The following is a 16,130-nucleotide window of genomic DNA, read 5'->3' as shown; positions in this document are numbered from 1 at the left end:
CGAGGCAAAACAATGGACTATACGCTAACCCGCGCAGATCCGAACGGCGACAACGACCGTTATCCGCTGCAGAAACAGGAGATCGTCACCGATCCGCTGGAGAAGCACGTTCATCAAAGCGTCTATATGGGCAAGCTCGAACATGCACTGCATGACATGGTGAACTGGGGGCGAAAAAACTCCCTGTGGCCATTTAACTTCGGGCTGTCATGTTGCTATGTAGAAATGACCACTTCTTTCACCTCCGTGCACGACGTTGCGCGCTTTGGGTCGGAAGTTATTCGCGCCTCGCCTCGTCAGGCAGACTTTATGGTGGTGGCCGGTACGCCTTTCACCAAAATGGCCCCGGTTATTCAGCGCCTGTACGATCAGATGCTGGAGCCAAAATGGGTGATTTCCATGGGTGCCTGTGCTAACTCCGGCGGCATGTATGACATCTATTCGGTGGTGCAGGGCGTCGATAAGTTTTTACCTGTTGACGTTTACATTCCCGGCTGCCCGCCGCGTCCCGAAGCCTATATGCAGGCATTGCTGCTGCTGCAGGAATCCATCGGCAAAGAGCGTCGTCCGCTCTCGTGGGTGGTCGGTGACCAGGGGGTTTATCGTGCCAATATGCAATCCGAGCGTGAAAGAAAGCAGGGTGAGCGTATCGCGGTAACTAACCTGCGTACCCCGGACGAAATTTAAGAGTTAATGGACAAGGCCCGATCAGCACGCAGATAACAATAATACGCGCGCGGCCTGTTCTGACGCCAATACTGAGTGCCTGCATGCGGGCCCACATGGTGAACGACCTATGACAGATTTAACCACGCAAGATCTCGCTCAGCCAGCATGGCAAACCCGGGATCACCTGGATGACCCGGTGATCGGCGAGTTGCGTAACCGTTTTGGGCCAGATGCCTTTACCGTTCAGCCTACCCGTACCGGTATTCCGGTGGTGTGGATCAAGCGTGAACAGCTACTGGAAGTCACAGAGTTTCTGCGTAAGCTGCCGAAACCCTATGTAATGTTGTATGACCTGCACGGCATGGACGAGCGTCTGCGCACGCATCGCGATGGCCTGCCTGCGGCAGATTTTTCCGTGTTCTACCACCTGCTCTCCATTGAACGTAATCGCGATATTATGCTCAAGGTGGCGCTGTCTGAAAAAGATCTGCATCTGCCGACCATTACCAAAATTTTCGCCAATGCCAACTGGTACGAGCGCGAAACCTGGGAGATGTTCGGCATTACCTTTGATGGCCATCCACACCTGACGCGCATCATGATGCCGCAGACCTGGGAAGGGCATCCGCTGCGCAAAGATTATCCGGCCCGCGCAACCGAATTCGATCCTTTTGAGCTGACTAAGCAAAAAGAAGATCTGGAAATGGAGGCGATGACCTTCAAGCCGGAAGAGTGGGGCATGAAGCGCGGCACGGCCAACGAGGACTTTATGTTCCTCAACCTTGGCCCTAACCATCCTTCCGCACACGGCGCGTTCCGTATCATCCTGCAGCTGGACGGCGAAGAAATCGTCGACTGCGTGCCGGATATCGGCTACCACCATCGCGGTGCGGAAAAGATGGGCGAGCGCCAGTCCTGGCACAGCTATATTCCCTACACTGACCGTATTGAATACCTGGGCGGCTGCGTCAATGAAATGCCTTACGTGCTGGCGGTAGAAAAGCTGGCCGGCATTAAAGTACCGGAACGCGTGGATGTGATCCGCGTGATGCTGTCAGAGCTGTTCCGTATTAACAGCCACCTTCTTTATATTTCTACTTTTATTCAGGACGTTGGAGCGATGTCTCCGGTGTTCTTTGCCTTTACCGACCGCCAGAAAATTTACGATGTCGTAGAAGCGATTACCGGTTTCCGTATGCATCCGGCCTGGTTCCGCATTGGCGGCGTGGCGCACGACCTGCCAAAAGGCTGGGACCGTCTGCTGCGTGAATTCCTCGACTGGATGCCGAAGCGTCTGAAAGCCTACGAGCAGACCGCGCTGAAAAACTCCGTTTTGATTGGCCGTTCCAAAGGCGTCTCCGCCTACAATATGGATGAGGCGCTGGCCTGGGGCACCACCGGTGCGGGCCTGCGCGCCACCGGTCTGGACTTCGACGTGCGTAAATGGCGTCCTTATTCCGGCTATGAGAATTTCGATTTTGAAGTGCCGATTGGTGATGGCATCAGCTGCGCCTATACCCGCGTCATGCTGAAAATGGAAGAGATGCGCCAGAGCATGCGCATCCTGGAACAGTGCCTGAAAAACATGCCGGAAGGGCCGTTTAAAGCCGATCATCCGCTGACCACGCCGCCGCCGAAAGAGCGCACGCTGCAGCACATTGAAACGCTGATTACGCACTTCCTGCAGGTTTCCTGGGGACCGGTGATGCCAGCCAACGAATCCTTCCAGATGATTGAAGCTACCAAAGGGATCAACAGCTACTATCTGACCAGTGACGGCAGCACCATGAGCTACCGCACCCGCGTGCGGACGCCAAGCTTCCCGCATCTGCAGCAGATCCCTTCCGTCATCAACGGCAGCCTGGTATCCGATCTGATCGTGTACCTCGGCAGTATCGATTTTGTTATGTCAGACGTGGACCGCTAATTATGCACGATCAAAGAATTGCGATCGAAACGATCGAGCCTTCAGACGCTTTCGTCCTGAGCGCGGCAGAGCACGACGCCATTGAGCACGAAAAGCACCACTACGAAGACGCCCGCGCGGCCTCTATCGAAGCGCTGAAAATTGTGCAAAAGCAGCGCGGCTGGGTGCCGGACGGCGCGATTAACGCCATTGCTGACGTGCTGGGTATTCCGGCCAGCGACGTTGAAGGCGTAGCTACCTTCTACAGCCAGATTTTCCGCCAGCCCGTTGGCCGTCACGTTATCCGCTATTGCGACAGCGTAGTCTGCCATATCACCGGCTATCAGGGGATTCAGGCGGCGCTGGAAGAAAACCTGAAAATTAAACCGGGCCAGACTACGCCGGATGGCCGCTTCACGCTGCTGCCGACCTGCTGCCTGGGCAACTGCGACAAAGGCCCGACGATGATGGTGGATGAAGATACGCACGTGCATCTTACTCCGGAAAACGTCGTCACTTTACTGGAGCAGTATCAATGACAAGCAAAGAGATCGTGCGTACTGCGGAGATGCATCCGCTGACCTGGCGCATGCGTGACGACAAGCAGCCGGTTTTCCTGGACGAGTATCGCAGCAAGAACGGCTATGCCGGTGCGGAAAAAGCGCTGAAGGGCATGGCACCAGAAGAAATCGTGGCGCTGGTCAAAGATTCTGGTCTGAAAGGACGCGGCGGCGCAGGCTTCTCCACCGGGCTGAAGTGGAGCCTGATGCCGAAAGATGAATCCATGAACATCCGCTATTTGCTGTGCAACGCTGATGAGATGGAGCCGGGCACCTATAAAGACCGCCTGCTGATGGAGCAGATGCCGCACCAGCTGGTAGAAGGCATGCTGATCAGCGCCTTTGCCCTGAAGGCTTACCGCGGCTACATCTTTCTGCGCGGCGAATATATCGAGGCTGCCGTTAACCTGCGTCGCGCTATAGCAGAAGCGACCGAGGCTGGCTATCTGGGGAAAAATATCCTGGGGACGGGCTTCGATTTTGAACTGATCGTGCATACGGGCGCGGGACGTTATATCTGCGGCGAAGAAACTGCGCTGATTAACTCGCTGGAAGGCCGTCGTGCCAACCCGCGTTCCAAGCCGCCATTCCCTGCTTCTGCGGGCGCGTGGGGCAAGCCGACCTGCGTTAACAACGTCGAAACCCTTTCTAACGTACCGGCGATCCTGGCTAACGGCGTTGACTGGTACAAAGGCATCTCTAAAAGCGACGATACCGGTACTAAAATGATGGGCTTTTCCGGACGGGTAAAAAACCCTGGCGTCTGGGAGCTACCGTTTGGTACGACCGCCCGCGAGATCCTGGAAGATTACGCTGGCGGCATGCGCGATGGGCTGAAATTTAAAGCCTGGCAGCCTGGCGGCGCGGGAACCGACTTTTTGACCGAGTCGCACCTGGATCTACCGATGGAGTTTGCCAGCATTGGTAAAGCAGGTAGCCGTCTTGGCACCGCGCTGGCGATGGCTGTCGACCACGAAATCAATATGGTTTCGCTGGTGCGTAACCTGGAAGAGTTCTTTGCTCGTGAATCCTGCGGCTGGTGTACGCCGTGCCGTGACGGCCTGCCGTGGAGCGTCAAAATTCTGCGCGCGCTGGAGCGGAAAGAAGGGCAGCCTGGCGATATTGAAACGCTGCTGCAGCTTTGCCGCCAGCTGGGGCCGGGCAAAACCTTCTGCGCGCACGCGCCGGGTGCAGTAGAGCCACTGCAAAGCGCCATCAAATATTTCCGTGAAGAATTTGAAGCAGGCATGGCGCCGCAGGTTTACAGCAATGCGCACGCTATCGCCGGTATTCAGGCGAACCTGCTGAAGGCTCGCTGGTAGATATCGCGCAGTTAATGATATGCGCAATAACCCGATCAAATGGCGTTGTGGCAAGGCAGCAAGAGAACGCGTCCGGCTTACTTTAATAAGTACCGGGTAAAAGAGCGCAGCTAACACAGCCCCAACGCCAGTTAAGACGGTTATTTAAGAATTGTGTTTAACGCTCGATTCCGAGCCTTACTTGAGCAATTTCACTATGGCTACAATTCATGTAGACGGTAAAGAATACGATGTCGATGGAGCGGACAACCTGTTGCAGGCTTGCCTCTCGCTTGGCCTTGATATTCCTTATTTTTGCTGGCACCCGGCGCTCGGTAGCGTCGGCGCCTGCCGCCAGTGTGCGGTAAAGCAATTTCAAAATGCCGAAGATACCCGCGGTCGCCTGGTGATGTCCTGTATGACACCCGCTTCTGACGGCACCTTTATCTCGATTGATGACGGCGAAGCAAAAGAATTTCGTGAAAGCGTGGTGGAGTGGCTGATGACCAACCACCCACACGACTGCCCGGTCTGTGAAGAAGGCGGCAACTGCCATCTGCAGGATATGACCGTGATGACCGGCCACAGCTTCCGCCGCTACCGCTTTACCAAACGTACCCACCGCAATCAGGATCTTGGCCCGTTCATCTCGCATGAAATGAACCGCTGTATCGCCTGTTACCGCTGCGTGCGCTACTACAAAGACTATGCGGACGGCACGGATCTGGGCGTCTATGGCGCGCATGACAACGTCTACTTTGGTCGTCCGGAAGATGGCGTGCTGGAAAGCGAGTTTTCCGGCAACCTGGTGGAAATCTGCCCGACCGGCGTCTTTACCGATAAAACCCACTCGCAGCGCTATAACCGTAAGTGGGATATGCAGTATGCGCCAAGCATCTGCCAGCAGTGCAGCGTCGGCTGTAACATCAGCCCCGGCGAGCGCTATGGCGAACTCAGGCGTATCGAAAACCGCTACAACGGTACCGTAAACCAGTACTTCCTGTGCGACCGTGGCCGCTTTGGCTATGGCTACGTTAACCTGAAGGACAGGCCGCGCCAGCCGATGCAGCGTCGCGGCAACGACTGGATCGCGTTAAACGCCGAACAGGCGATGCAGGGCGCGGCGGACGTGCTGCGTCAGGCGAAAAAAGTGATCGGTATTGGTTCTCCTCGTGCCAGCGTGGAAAGCAACTTTGCGCTGCGTGAACTGGTCGGCGCGGAAAACTTCTCGACCGGCATCCCGGCGGGCGAGCAGGCGCGCCTGGAGCTGATGCTGAAAGTGCTGCGCGAAGGCGGTATTCATACGCCAGCGCTGCGCGAAATCGAAAGCTATGATGCGGTACTGGTGCTGGGCGAAGACCTGACTCAGGTTGGCGCTCGCGTCGCGCTCTCCGTACGCCAGGCCGTGAAAGGCAAAGCACGTGATATGGCAGCGGCGCAGAAGGTAGCCGACTGGCAAATCGCGGCGATTATGAATATCGGCCAGCACGCCAAACATCCGCTTTTCGTCACTAACGTAGATGAAACCCGTCTGGATGATATCGCCGCCTGGAGCTATCGCGCACCGGTAGAGGATCAGGCTCGTCTGGGCTTTGCCATTGCAAATGCGCTGGACGAAAGCGCGCCAGCGGTTACAGGCATCGACCGCGATCTGAGCGGCAAAATTGATGTGGTCGTGCAGGCGCTGAGCGGCGCGAAGAAACCGCTGATTATTTCCGGCGTGCATGCCGGTAGCGAAGCGATGATCCAGGCGGCGGCTAACGTAGCGAAAGCGCTGAAAGGGCGCGGCGCGGACGTGGGTATTACGCTGCTTGCAGGCGGCGCGAACAGCGTTGGTCTGGGTATGATGGGCGGCAAACCGCTGGATGCGGTGCTGGGCGAGCTGGCAGACGGCTCGGCCGATGCGGTGATCATTATGGAAAATGATCTCTATCGCCATGCACCAAAAGCGCAGGTTGATGCCGCGCTAAGCAATACGCCAAACGTAATTGTTATCGATCACCAGCGCACCACCACGATGGAAAAAGCGGGGCTGATCCTTTCAACCGCCAGCTTTGCCGAAAGTGACGGCACGGTGGTGAATCAGGAAGGCCGCGCGCAGCGCTTCTTCCAGGTTTACGATCCGTCTTACTACGACGACAAAGTACAGATGCTGGAAAGCTGGCGCTGGCTGCATTCTCTGCAAAGCACCATCAGCAGCCGCGCGGTGGACTGGACGCAGCTTGACCACGTTATCGATGCCTGCGTAGCCGCGTTGCCGCAGCTGGCCGGTATCAAAGAAGCCGCGCCGGACGCCAGCTTCCGCATTCGCGGTCAGAAACTGGCGCGTTCGCCGATTCGCGCCAGCGGCCGTACGGCGGCTCGCGCCAATATCAGCGTGCACGAACCGCGTCAGCCGCAGGATAAAGACACCATGTTCGCCTTCTCCATGGAAGGGAACAACCAGCCGAGCGCGCCGCGTTCACAAATCCCGTTTGCCTGGGCGCCAGGCTGGAACTCCCCGCAGGCGTGGAACAAGTTCCAGGATGAGGTGGGTGGCAAACTGCGCTTCGGCGATCCTGGCGTGCGTCTGTTTGAAGCGGGCGAAGGCCAGCTTGAGTGGTTTAATTCCGTGCCGGAGGCGTTTGTCGGTACGGAAAGCGGCTGGCGCGTCGCACCTTACTTCCACCTGTTTGGCAGCGAAGAGATGACCCAGCGTTCGCCGGTCTTCCAGCAGCGTATGCCGTTGCCTTATGTGATGGTTAACCCGGACGACGCCGCGAAGCTGGGCGTTAATGCGGGCGCGACCGTTGCCTTTAGCTGCGCGGGCGAAACGCTGCGTCTGCCGGTGCGCTTCTCCAGCGCGTTACAGGCAGGGCAGGTTGGTTTACCGCTGGGCTTGCCGGGCGTGCCGCCATTCTTGCTGGGTGCAAGTATTGAAAATCTGCAGGAGGCTTTGCCATGAGCTGGCTGACACCGGAAGTTATTGATGTGCTGATCGCCATCGGCAAAGCGCTGGTGATCCTGTTTGTGGTCGTGGGCTGCGGGGCGTTTATGAGCTTCGGCGAGCGCCGCTTGCTGGGCCTGTTCCAGAACCGCTACGGGCCAAACCGCGTCGGCTGGGGCGGCTCGCTGCAGCTGGTGGCAGACATGATCAAAATGTTCTTCAAAGAGGACTGGACGCCGCCTTTTACCGACCGCGTAATCTTTACCCTTGCGCCGATGATCGCCTTCACCTCGCTGCTGCTGGCCATGGCGATCGTGCCGGTAACCTCAACCTGGATGGGGGCAGACCTGAATATCGGTCTGCTGTTCTTCCTGATGATGGCCGGTCTGGCGGTATATGCGGTGTTGTTTGCTGGCTGGTCCAGTAACAACAAATACTCGCTGCTGGGTGCGATGCGCGCTTCGGCGCAGACGCTGAGTTACGAAGTCTTTCTGGGCCTGTCGCTGATGGGCGTGGTGGCGCAGGCGGGCTCGTTCAATATGGTCGATATTGTCAACAGCCAGCAGCACCTGTGGAACATCATTCCCCAGTTCTTTGGCTTTCTGACCTTTGCCATTGCGGGCGTTGCGGTTTGTCACCGTCATCCTTTTGACCAGCCGGAAGCGGAACAGGAGCTGGCTGACGGTTACCACATTGAATATGCCGGTATGAAGTTCGGCCTGTTCTTTGTGGGTGAATACGTCGGCATCGTGACCGTCTCTTCCCTGATCGTCACGCTGTTTTTCGGCGGCTGGAACGGCCCGTGGCTACCGCCCATTTTCTGGTTCGCGATTAAAACGGCTTTCTTCATGATGATGTTTATTCTGATTCGTGCTGCGCTGCCGCGTCCGCGCTACGACCAGGTAATGTCGTTCGGCTGGAAAGTTTGTCTGCCGTTGACGCTGTTGAACCTGCTGGCGACTGCCGCAGTGATTCTGTACAACGCGCAGTAAGAGGCTAATAACCATGAAAATAAAAGACATTCTGGTAGGGTTCGGCACCACGGTACGCAGTATCGTTCTGATCGGCTCAAACGCCTTCGCAAAACGCGAAACCATGATGTATCCGGAAGAGCCGGTTTATCTGCCGCCGCGCTACCGTGGCCGCATCGTACTGACGCGTGACCCTGATGGCCAGGAGCGCTGCGTTGCCTGTAACCTTTGCGCGGTAGCCTGTCCCGTAGGCTGCATCTCTCTGCAAAAAGCAGAAACGCTGGACGGGCGCTGGTATCCCGAGTTTTTCCGTATCAACTTCTCGCGCTGCATCTTCTGCGGCCTGTGTGAAGAAGCCTGTCCGACCACGGCGATTCAGCTTACCCCCGATTTTGAACTGGGCGAGTTCAAGCGTCAGGATCTGGTGTATGAGAAAGAGAACCTGCTGATCTCCGGGCCAGGCAAATATCCGGAGTATAACTTCTATCGGATGGCGGGAATGGCGATCGAAGGCAAAGACAAGGGCGAAGCGGAAAGCGAAGCCAAACCCATCGACGTCAAGGGTTTGTTACCTTAAGGAGCCAGCTATGGAAATTGCGTTTTATCTTTGCGGACTGGTGGCGGTGTTAACGACTCTGCGCGTGATCACCCACACCAATCCCGTGCACGCGCTGTTATATCTGATCATTTCGCTGCTTTCGATCGCGGGCGTGTTTTTTTCGCTGGGTGCCTACTTTGCCGGTGCGCTGGAAATTATCGTCTATGCGGGCGCCATCATGGTGCTGTTCGTCTTTGTGGTGATGATGCTGAACCTGGGCGACAGCGTGCAGGCGCAGGAGCGCGAATGGCTGAAGCCCGGCGTCTGGGTTGGCCCTGGCCTGCTGTCGCTGCTGCTGTTGTTAGTCATCGTCTACGCTATTCTGACCATTAACGATCAGGGTATCGACGGCAAGATGATCGACGCGAAAGCGGTCGGTATCAGCCTGTTTGGTCCCTACGTTCTGGCCGTGGAGCTGGCTTCCATGCTGCTGCTGGCTGGCCTGGTCGTGGCCTATCACATTGGCCGCGAACAGCGGCCAGGCGAAGTGCTGAGCAATCGCCCGGCTGACGCAGCGAAGAAGGAGGAACACGCATGATCCCTTTGCAACACGGGCTGATTCTGGCCGCCATTCTGTTTGTACTTGGACTCACGGGCGTCGTTATTCGCCGTAACCTGCTGTTTATGCTGATCAGCCTTGAAATTATGATCAACGCGGCGGCGCTGGCGTTTGTAGTAGCGGGAAGCTATTGGGGACAGGCAGACGGGCAGGTGATGTATATCCTGGCAATCAGCCTGGCCGCCGCCGAGGCCAGTATCGGCCTGGCGCTGCTGCTGCAGCTGCATCGTCGCAGCCAGAATCTCAATATTGATAAAGTGAGCGAGATGCGCGGATGAATCTTCTCTATTTAACTATCTTGTTCCCGCTGATTGGCTTTGTGCTGTTGGCTTTCTCTCGCGGTCGCTGGTCAGAAAATCTGGCCGCTACCGTCGGGATGGGTTCCGTAGGGCTGGCGGCGCTGGTCACCCTTTACGTCGGCATCGACTTCTTTGCGCAGGGACAGCCGGTCTTTAACCAGGCGCTGTGGACGTGGATGCACGTTGGCAACTTTGATATCAAAGTAAACCTGACGCTGGACGGCCTGTCGATGACCATGCTGTCGGTGGTCACGGGCGTCGGCTTCTTTATCCACATGTTTGCCTCCTGGTATATGCGCGGTGAAGAGGGCTATTCACGCTTTTTTGCCTATACCAACCTGTTTATCGCCAGCATGGTCGTTCTGGTGCTGGCCGATAACCTGATGCTGATGTATCTGGGTTGGGAAGGTGTGGGCCTCTGCTCTTATCTGCTGATTGGCTTCTACTACACCAATCCGGATAACGGCGCGGCGGCGATGAAAGCCTTTATTATCACGCGCGTGGGCGATGTCTTCCTGGCCTTTGCGCTGTTCATTCTCTGGAATGAGCTGGGCACGCTGAACTTCCGCGAAATGGTTGCGCTGGCACCGGCACACTTTGCTGCGGACAACCATATGCTGCAATGGGCCACGCTGATGCTGCTTGGCGGCGCGGTGGGTAAATCTGCCCAGCTGCCGCTGCAAACCTGGCTGGCAGATGCGATGGCGGGTCCAACGCCGGTTTCCGCGCTGATCCATGCGGCAACGATGGTGACGGCGGGCGTTTATCTGATTGCCCGCAGCCACGGTCTGTTCCTGCTGACGCCGGAAGTGCTGCATTTGGTTGGTATTATCGGCGCGATTACGCTGCTGCTGGCGGGCTTTGCCGCGCTGGTGCAGACCGACATCAAGCGTGTGCTGGCCTATTCGACCATGAGCCAGATTGGCTATATGTTCCTGGCGCTGGGCGTACAGGCGTGGGACGCGGCCATTTTCCATCTGATGACCCATGCGTTCTTTAAAGCGCTGCTGTTCCTCTCGTCCGGCTCGGTGATCCTGGCCTGCCATCACGAGCAGAACATCTTTAAAATGGGTGGCCTGCGTAAAAGTATTCCGCTGGTCTACGCCTGCTTCCTGGTAGGCGGCTCGGCGCTATCAGCACTGCCGCTGATTACCGCCGGCTTCTTTAGTAAGGACGAGATCCTGGCGGGCGCGCTGGCCAACGGACATCTCAACCTGATGGTGGCGGGTTTGGTCGGTGCCTTTATGACCTCGCTTTACACCTTCCGCATGATCTTTATTACCTTCCATGGCGAAGAGAAAATTCACGCGCACGCGGGCAAAGGCATTACGCATCACCTGCCGCTGATCGTGCTGCTTATTCTCTCAACCTTTATCGGCGCGATGATTGTGCCACCGTTACGCGGCGTACTGCCGGAGACGGCCGAACTGGCGCACGGCAGCGTCCTGACGCTGGAAATCTCTTCTGGCGTAGTGGCGATTGTCGGCATCCTGCTGGCGGCGTTCCTGTGGCTGGGCAAACGCTCGCTGGTTAACAGCATTGCCAGCAGTGCGGTAGGCCGCTTCTTCTCCACCTGGTGGTTTGCCGCCTGGGGCTTCGACTGGCTTTACGACAAAATTTTCGTCAAGCCATACCTGTTCGTTGCCTGGGTGCTGTCACGCGATCCGCTGAACGCCCTGATGAATACGCCAGCGCTGTTCTCCCGCCTGGCGAACAAAGGGCTGGTCGTCAGCGAAAACGGCTATCTGCGCTGGTACGTCGCTTCAATGAGCGTCGGCGCGGTCGTGGTGCTTGCGCTGCTGATGGTGGTTTAAAGGTTTGTGAGCGGGTGAGACAGTTGCTTCGCCCTGAGTTAAAGAATGTTGAAAATTACCTGAAGGTTGGGCGTCATCGGCGCAGTCAGTTTTGTCACCGCCAGCGCGCAGCACCCGCAGCATACTTTAGTATGTGAGGACTGCGAGCACTGCCGGGGGCAAAACTGGCAAGTAAGATAGCCCATGCAGGTTCAGAAAAGGGAATCAAATCGCCATGTTATTACCCTGGCTTATATTAATCCCGTTCATCGGCGGCCTGCTTTGCTGGCAGCTCGAGCGCTTCGGGAGCAAGGTGCCGCGTTGGATAGCGCTAATCTCAATGGGGTTGACGCTGGCGCTCTCGTTACAGCTTTGGCTACAGGGTGGTTACTCACTAACCCAGGCCGCTGGCCTGCCGCAGTGGCAGTCAGAGTTCCAGGTTTCCTGGATACCGCGTTTCGGCATCAGCGTGCATCTGGCGCTGGATGGCCTGTCGCTGCTGATGGTGGTGCTGACCGGCCTGCTCGGCGTGATGGCTATCCTCTGTTCCTGGAATGAAATTGAAAAGTGGCAGGGCTTTTTCCACCTGAATCTGCTGTGGATCCTGGGCGGCGTGATTGGCGTGTTCCTGGCCATCGACCTGTTCCTGTTCTTCTTCTTCTGGGAAATGATGCTGGTACCGATGTACTTCCTGATCGCGCTGTGGGGACACAAAGCGTCGGACGGGAAAACGCGTATTACCGCCGCTACCAAGTTCTTCATCTATACCCAGTCCAGCGGGCTGGTGATGTTGATTTCCATTCTGGCGCTGGTCTTTGTTAACTACAACGCTACGGGTATCTGGACGTTCAACTATGAAGACCTGTTGAAAACGCCGATGTCCCACACCGTAGAATATTTGCTGATGCTGGGCTTCTTTATCGCCTTCGCGGTGAAAATGCCGGTGGTACCGCTGCACGGTTGGCTGCCGGACGCGCATAGCCAGGCACCAACGGCCGGTTCGGTCGACCTGGCGGGGATCCTGTTAAAAACGGCGGCTTATGGCCTGCTGCGTTTTGCGCTGCCGCTGTTCCCGAACGCTTCCGCCGAGTTTGCACCAGTTGCCATGTGGTTGGGCATCATCGGGATTTTCTACGGCGCGTGGATGGCTTTCTCGCAGTACGATATCAAACGCCTGATCGCCTACACCTCGATTTCCCACATGGGCTTTGTGCTGATTGCCATCTATACCGGTAGCCAGCTCGCCTTCCAGGGTGCGGTGGTGCAGATGATTGCGCACGGCCTCTCTGCGGCGGCGCTGTTTATCCTGTGCGGCCAGCTTTACGAGCGTCTGCACACCCGCGATATGCGCCAGATGGGCGGCTTGTGGGCACGCATCAAATGGCTGCCTGGCCTGTCGCTGTTTTTTGCGGTGGCTAACCTGGGGATGCCGGGTACGGGTAACTTTGTGGGTGAGTTTATGATCCTGACCGGCAGTTTCCACTCGGTGCCGGTGATTATCGTTATTGCTACGTTTGGTCTGGTTTTCGCTTCTGTTTATTCGCTGATTATGATGCAGCGGGCCTATTACGGCGCGCCAAAATCTGAAACGCCGCTGCGTGGCATGTCGCCGCGTGAGTTTCTGATGATAATGGTGCTGGTGGTGCTGCTGGTTCTGCTGGGCGTCTATCCACAGCCGATTCTGGACACCTCACATGCTGCAATGAGCAATATTCAGCAGTGGTTTACCGCTTCAATTTCAACTACAAGGCCGTAATTCGCCATGACAATAACTCCTCAACAATTGATCGCGCTGCTGCCCATGCTGATCGTCGGATTGACGGTGGTAGTTGTGATGCTTTCCATTGCGTGGCGACGCAATCACTTCGTCAACGCTACGCTGGCCGTTGTCGGTCTGAACCTGGCGCTGCTTTCGCTGTGGTTTGTCGGCCATGCGGGTGCGATGGACGTAACGCCGCTGCTGCGCGTGGATGGCTATTCGATGCTCTATACGGGCCTGGTCATTCTGGCCAGCCTGGCAACCTGCACCTTCGCCTATCCGTGGCTGGAAACCTATCCGGACAACCGGGAAGAGTTTTACCTGTTGGTGTTGATTGCGGCACTGGGCGGCGTGGTGCTGGCAAGCGCTAACCATCTGGCTTCGCTGTTTATCGGTATCGAACTGATCTCCCTGCCGCTGTTTGGCCTGGTGGGCTACGCCTTCCAGCTGAAACGCTCGCTGGAAGCCAGTATTAAATACACCATTATGTCTGCGGTTGCCTCTTCCTTTCTGCTGTTCGGGATGGCGCTGCTGTACGCTAACTCCGGTAACCTGGGCTTTGTCACGCTGGGCCAGAGCCTGAATGACGGCATGCTGCATCAGCCGCTGCTGCTGGCGGGACTGGGCATGATGATTGTGGGCTTAGGCTTTAAGCTGTCGCTGGTGCCTTTTCACCTGTGGACGCCGGACGTGTACCAGGGTGCTCCAGCCCCGGTATCTACTTTTCTGGCTACCGCCAGCAAGATTGCCATTTTCGGCGTGGTGATGCGTCTGTTCCTGTACGCACCAGCCGCCGACAGTGAAGCAGTACGCCTGGTGCTGGCGATTATTGCTTTCGCCTCCATCCTGTTCGGCAACCTGATGGCGATTACGCAAAGTAACATCAAGCGTCTGCTGGGTTATTCATCGATTGCGCATCTGGGCTATCTGCTGGTGGCGCTGATTGCCATTCAAACGCATCAGCTGTCGCTGGAAACCGTCGGCGTCTATCTGGCGGGTTACCTGTTCAGCAGCCTGGGCGCTTTCGGCGTGGTCAGCCTGATGTCCAGCCCGTATCGCGGGCCGGATGCCGATTCGCTTTACTCCTATCGCGGCCTGTTCTGGCATCGTCCGATTCTGTCGGCGGTAATGACGGTGATGATGCTGTCGCTGGCAGGTATTCCAATGACGCTGGGCTTTATCGGTAAGTTTTACGTTATTGCCGTGGGCGTAGGCGCGCATCTGTGGTGGCTGACCGGCGCGGTAGTGGTAGGGAGCGCGATTGGCCTTTACTACTATCTGCGCGTTACCGTCAGCCTTTACCTGAATCCACCAGAGCTGCTGCAGCGTGATACGCCAGCCAACTGGGCCTTTACCGCAGGCGGCGTGGTCGTGCTGATTTCCGCGATTCTGGTGCTGGTGCTGGGTATTTACCCGCAGCCGCTGATTTCGCTGGTACAGATGGCTCAGCCGCTGATGTAATCTGGTTTGCTGTACAACTATAACGGGCTCTCAGGAGCCCGTTTTTTATTGACGTTTTCAGGTTAACGATGCACCCTGGTTTAATATCAGTAATAAACAGAAATTTTGCTAAAAATGGAAAAAAAAGAAAAAGCGCCTGATACTGTTTCATCCGCACTAAGAGTTTTAAAAATGTGCTGCGAGCTGCACCGTCTTGGCTTCCGGCAATTACAAATTTACCCGGCAATGTCGCCTTCTGGCGCTCACTGGCGGCTTACGCTTGCGCCTGCCTGCTGCTTTACACGCTGGAATAGCTCGCCACAAGAACATGACCAGCTATTTGCACATTACAGCGGTGGTAACAATCCGTTGATGCTATGGCCGTTAAACGGTGAATTAACTTCAAGCCAGCTGGCAGAGAAGTTCATACAGACCTTTCCGGAGTTGATCAAGCGGTGTAAAGGGAAACATGAAGCCTATAGCTTTTGGCTGGCTGAACTCATCGACTTTTGTATTAATCAACAGTCATTACCTTATTTCCAGGCTGACTGGCAGTATGATTTCAATCAAGGCGTACCTTTGATTAACGGGCAGACTTTTCGCCTGCTGCCTGAAACAGAACGCAGCCGCTGGCAACAATGGATAAACAGGATTTGGCGACGTTAGCTTATTCGGGTCGCTAATCCACCAGGTCAATATCCAGACCTTCCAGCAGGCTGACCGCTTCCGGGCGAGAAAATTTTGCGCGCGCAACGAGGTTATTCAACACGTTGATATTGAAATTCCACGAGTCGGTAAAATCCGCCCCGCGAAGATTAGTATTACTGAATAAGCTACCTGCTAAATCACAGCCGGTGATCTCAGCGCTGGAGAGATCGCACTCCCGAAAATCGACCTCGTGCAGCTTACACTCAATCAGCTTTAAACCCTGAAGCGTCAGACCAAAAAAGGAAGCATTGGTCAGAATACATTTCGCAAAGCTCAGCTCCGGATCGACGTTAAAAGCAGGCCAGTACGCGCGCGTCCAGTCAATGCCGCTCAGCTTGCACTCGTTAAAGCTGCTCTCGTTAATGCGAGTACCCGAGATTTCCATCATGCTAAGGTTACAGTGCATGAACGTGCAGTTGATAAACTTGCAGCGGGAGAAGTGGGCAGAAGTAAAGTTGCAGTGGCTAAACTCGCAGTCTTCAAAAATTGCATCCTTTATAAGGGCTGATGACAGATCCAGTCTGCTAAAAGCATCGTCAAAATATTCTTTATTGCCGGATAGTTGCGTCATGCAGAACCTCGCTCAGACCGAATAAAACGATGATACATTATTGTTAAACAGATTTACTCTGCAAAGGGGA

Annotated in this window: 14 protein-coding genes; 13 read left to right on the top strand and 1 reads right to left on the bottom strand. The window is 56.0% G+C overall.

The window, feature by feature from the left end; all coding sequences use genetic code 11:
• Positions 1-12: 12 nt before the first annotated feature.
• From KUE00_RS02850 to KUE00_RS02790, 13 genes are all read left to right on the top strand, one after another.
• On the top strand, positions 13-687 hold the full coding sequence (locus tag KUE00_RS02850; protein ID WP_125288254.1) for a NuoB/complex I 20 kDa subunit family protein: 675 nt from the start codon (positions 13-15) through the stop codon (positions 685-687).
• A 109-nt stretch (positions 688-796) separates the two neighbouring features.
• A complete protein-coding gene (gene nuoC, locus KUE00_RS02845; protein WP_246757968.1) occupies positions 797-2,596 on the top strand; it encodes an NADH-quinone oxidoreductase subunit C/D in 1,800 nt (599 codons plus the stop codon).
• A 2-nt stretch (positions 2,597-2,598) separates the two neighbouring features.
• Positions 2,599-3,114, top strand: coding sequence for an NADH-quinone oxidoreductase subunit NuoE (gene nuoE / locus KUE00_RS02840; protein WP_246757967.1), 516 nt, complete (start codon positions 2,599-2,601; stop codon positions 3,112-3,114).
• Positions 3,111-4,457: an NADH-quinone oxidoreductase subunit NuoF gene (nuoF, locus tag KUE00_RS02835; protein WP_246757966.1), complete on the top strand. Its 1,347-nt coding sequence runs from the start codon at positions 3,111-3,113 to the stop codon at positions 4,455-4,457. Before nuoE ends, nuoF begins: the two co-directional genes overlap by 4 nt.
• A gap of 196 nt (positions 4,458-4,653) precedes the next feature.
• Positions 4,654-7,380: an NADH-quinone oxidoreductase subunit NuoG gene (gene nuoG / locus KUE00_RS02830; RefSeq protein ID WP_246757965.1), complete on the top strand. Its 2,727-nt coding sequence runs from the start codon at positions 4,654-4,656 to the stop codon at positions 7,378-7,380.
• Positions 7,377-8,354: an NADH-quinone oxidoreductase subunit NuoH gene (gene nuoH, locus KUE00_RS02825; protein ID WP_246757964.1), complete on the top strand. Its 978-nt coding sequence runs from the start codon at positions 7,377-7,379 to the stop codon at positions 8,352-8,354. Before nuoG ends, nuoH begins: the two co-directional genes overlap by 4 nt.
• A gap of 13 nt (positions 8,355-8,367) precedes the next feature.
• The gene (nuoI, locus tag KUE00_RS02820) at positions 8,368-8,910 is read left to right on the top strand and encodes an NADH-quinone oxidoreductase subunit NuoI (protein WP_246757963.1); all 543 of its coding nucleotides are present in this window, start codon (positions 8,368-8,370) and stop codon (positions 8,908-8,910) included.
• A gap of 10 nt (positions 8,911-8,920) precedes the next feature.
• Positions 8,921-9,469 carry an NADH-quinone oxidoreductase subunit J gene (nuoJ, locus tag KUE00_RS02815; RefSeq protein ID WP_246757962.1) on the top strand — a complete coding sequence of 183 codons (549 nt, stop codon included), beginning with the start codon at positions 8,921-8,923 and terminating at the stop codon, positions 9,467-9,469.
• On the top strand, positions 9,466-9,768 hold the full coding sequence (nuoK, locus tag KUE00_RS02810) for an NADH-quinone oxidoreductase subunit NuoK (RefSeq protein ID WP_034894855.1): 303 nt from the start codon (positions 9,466-9,468) through the stop codon (positions 9,766-9,768). The genes nuoJ and nuoK overlap by 4 nt, the downstream gene beginning before the upstream one ends.
• Entirely contained in the window at positions 9,765-11,603 is a 1,839-nt protein-coding gene (gene nuoL / locus KUE00_RS02805; protein WP_246757961.1) for an NADH-quinone oxidoreductase subunit L, read from the top strand. Before nuoK ends, nuoL begins: the two co-directional genes overlap by 4 nt.
• A 214-nt stretch (positions 11,604-11,817) precedes the next feature.
• Positions 11,818-13,338, top strand: coding sequence for an NADH-quinone oxidoreductase subunit M (gene nuoM, locus KUE00_RS02800; RefSeq protein ID WP_246757960.1), 1,521 nt, complete (start codon positions 11,818-11,820; stop codon positions 13,336-13,338).
• Between the two features lie 6 nt (positions 13,339-13,344).
• Positions 13,345-14,802 carry an NADH-quinone oxidoreductase subunit NuoN gene (gene nuoN, locus KUE00_RS02795; RefSeq protein ID WP_246757959.1) on the top strand — a complete coding sequence of 486 codons (1,458 nt, stop codon included), beginning with the start codon at positions 13,345-13,347 and terminating at the stop codon, positions 14,800-14,802.
• A gap of 114 nt (positions 14,803-14,916) precedes the next feature.
• On the top strand, positions 14,917-15,447 hold the full coding sequence (locus KUE00_RS02790) for a hypothetical protein (RefSeq protein WP_246757958.1): 531 nt from the start codon (positions 14,917-14,919) through the stop codon (positions 15,445-15,447).
• 13 nt (positions 15,448-15,460) lie between these two features.
• Here KUE00_RS02790 and KUE00_RS02785 read toward each other — a convergent pair whose 3' ends face one another.
• On the bottom strand, positions 15,461-16,060 hold the full coding sequence (locus KUE00_RS02785) for a pentapeptide repeat-containing protein (RefSeq protein WP_246757957.1): 600 nt from the start codon (positions 16,058-16,060) through the stop codon (positions 15,461-15,463).
• Between the last annotated feature and the right edge of the window lie 70 nt (positions 16,061-16,130).

It is taken from the genome of Erwinia phyllosphaerae (genome assembly GCF_019132875.1).
Classification (GTDB): domain Bacteria; phylum Pseudomonadota; class Gammaproteobacteria; order Enterobacterales; family Enterobacteriaceae; genus Erwinia; species Erwinia phyllosphaerae.
This window is presented reverse-complemented; position numbering and strand designations above follow the sequence as displayed.

Coding starts and splice junctions, on each gene's coding strand:
- KUE00_RS02850 (WP_125288254.1), top strand. CDS start 13: ATGGACTATACGCTAACCCGCGCAGATCCGAACGGCGACAACGACCGT.
- nuoC (WP_246757968.1), top strand. CDS start 797: ATGACAGATTTAACCACGCAAGATCTCGCTCAGCCAGCATGGCAAACC.
- nuoE (WP_246757967.1), top strand. CDS start 2,599: ATGCACGATCAAAGAATTGCGATCGAAACGATCGAGCCTTCAGACGCT.
- nuoF (WP_246757966.1), top strand. CDS start 3,111: ATGACAAGCAAAGAGATCGTGCGTACTGCGGAGATGCATCCGCTGACC.
- nuoG (WP_246757965.1), top strand. CDS start 4,654: ATGGCTACAATTCATGTAGACGGTAAAGAATACGATGTCGATGGAGCG.
- nuoH (WP_246757964.1), top strand. CDS start 7,377: ATGAGCTGGCTGACACCGGAAGTTATTGATGTGCTGATCGCCATCGGC.
- nuoI (WP_246757963.1), top strand. CDS start 8,368: ATGAAAATAAAAGACATTCTGGTAGGGTTCGGCACCACGGTACGCAGT.
- nuoJ (WP_246757962.1), top strand. CDS start 8,921: ATGGAAATTGCGTTTTATCTTTGCGGACTGGTGGCGGTGTTAACGACT.
- nuoK (WP_034894855.1), top strand. CDS start 9,466: ATGATCCCTTTGCAACACGGGCTGATTCTGGCCGCCATTCTGTTTGTA.
- nuoL (WP_246757961.1), top strand. CDS start 9,765: ATGAATCTTCTCTATTTAACTATCTTGTTCCCGCTGATTGGCTTTGTG.
- nuoM (WP_246757960.1), top strand. CDS start 11,818: ATGTTATTACCCTGGCTTATATTAATCCCGTTCATCGGCGGCCTGCTT.
- nuoN (WP_246757959.1), top strand. CDS start 13,345: ATGACAATAACTCCTCAACAATTGATCGCGCTGCTGCCCATGCTGATC.
- KUE00_RS02790 (WP_246757958.1), top strand. CDS start 14,917: ATGGAAAAAAAAGAAAAAGCGCCTGATACTGTTTCATCCGCACTAAGA.
- KUE00_RS02785 (WP_246757957.1), bottom strand. CDS start 16,060: ATGACGCAACTATCCGGCAATAAAGAATATTTTGACGATGCTTTTAGC.